Origin of the sequence: Microcystis sp. LEGE 08355, assembly GCF_015207185.1 — a bacterium.
GTDB lineage: Bacteria > Cyanobacteriota > Cyanobacteriia > Cyanobacteriales > Microcystaceae > Microcystis > Microcystis panniformis.
The window spans coordinates 1-1,234 of the sequence record NZ_JADEXI010000906.1; the positions used below are offsets into that span (position 1 = coordinate 1).

The 1,234-nt window shown below is 46.0% G+C and carries 3 protein-coding genes; 2 read left to right on the plus strand and 1 reads right to left on the minus strand.

The genetic code is table 11. The features are described from left to right. Positions 1-5: 5 nt before the first annotated feature. A complete protein-coding gene (gene petE / locus IQ242_RS25135; RefSeq protein ID WP_193961829.1) occupies positions 6-383 on the minus strand; it encodes a plastocyanin in 378 nt (125 codons plus the stop codon). A gap of 192 nt (positions 384-575) precedes the next feature. On the opposite strand from petE, the gene petJ reads away from it, so the two are divergent. Both petJ and IQ242_RS25145 read left to right on the plus strand, forming a co-directional pair. Beyond that, positions 576-896, plus strand: a complete 321-nt coding sequence (petJ, locus tag IQ242_RS25140; RefSeq protein WP_002794566.1) for a cytochrome c6 PetJ — start codon at positions 576-578, stop codon at positions 894-896. A 116-nt stretch (positions 897-1,012) separates the two neighbouring features. After that, positions 1,013-1,234: DUF3352 domain-containing protein (locus IQ242_RS25145; protein ID WP_193961830.1), on the plus strand; the 222-nt coding region annotated here is incomplete at its 3' end.

Here is a 1,234-nt window from a genome sequence, read left to right on the forward strand (position 1 = left end):
GATAATTACTGAACGGTAATCGTTCCGACCATACCAGCGCCGCGATGGGGTTCGCAGTAGTAGCTGTAAGTACCCGGTTCGCTGAAAGTGCTTTCAAAGGACTCACCGGCGGAAAAAGCCAGACCTTTATGGGATAATTTGCTGGCTTGGGCTTCGGGAACCTTGGTGCTATCGAAAACTATGTTATGGGGAGAAAGTTTGTTATTGACCCATTTCACCGTATCTCCTGCTTTAATAGTGAGGGCGGGGGGATCAAATTGTAGTGTACCTGCATCACCGCCCATCTTCACTGTGAAGGTTTCGGCGGAAGCGGCGGCAGTGTTGAAGAAGAAGCTAGAGAGGACTAGAGCCACGGTAGCGAACAATAAACCTAATTTTTTCATGCTTGTTAATCCTTTACACGAGGGAAGATGACAAGTTTGACAGCCTGTCTTTTGACAAAAAAGTAAAAGTTTGCTTTTAACTGTCCCATTGATTCATTCTACACCAAGTTTGACAGCTTGTCTTTTGACAAGAAAACCGGTTTTTTCTGACCATGGTTGGGGAATTTCTTAAGAAATAGAGGAGAACCAATCGTGAAAAGACTATTAATTTCCCTGTGCTTGCTCTTGGCTGTGGTTACATTCGGTATGGCTCGTCCGGCTTTAGCTGATGGGGCTTCGATTTTCAGTGCTAACTGCGCTTCCTGCCACATGGGCGGTAAAAACGTGGTTAATGCCGCTAAAACCCTGAAAAAAGAAGATTTAGCCAAATACGGCAAAGATTCCGTTGAAGCTATCGTTACCCAAGTTACCAAAGGTATGGGGGCGATGCCTGCTTTCGGTGGTCGTCTCAGTGCTGAAGATATCGAAGCTGTAGCTAACTATGTCCTCGCTCAAGCGGAAAAAGGCTGGTAAAAGTTAGTTATCGGTGGCGAGTTATCGGTTATCAGTCTGGTAAGAATTGTAGCGATCGAAATTCTTGGGTCAATTGCTGGCTTAAAATAGCTAATGGTTTATCTCGGGGCAAGGTTGTGAAATTGCGATCGTTTTTCTATATTTTAGGTGCGACGGTAATCATTCTCCTAGGAGTCGCTACAGCCAGTTTTGCTTGGATTCTCGCCGATAGTCCTCTGTCTTTGCTCAAAGGTGGGGTGCTGCGGGAACCAGCGGCGGCGATTTTTGTGCCGAAACAGGCCCCGGTTATGGTATCCTTGCTGGTCAATCCCGAACGTTTAGAGTCTTTTGGTCAATTA

Coding starts and splice junctions, on each gene's coding strand:
- petE (WP_193961829.1), bottom strand. CDS start 383: ATGAAAAAATTAGGTTTATTGTTCGCTACCGTGGCTCTAGTCCTCTCT.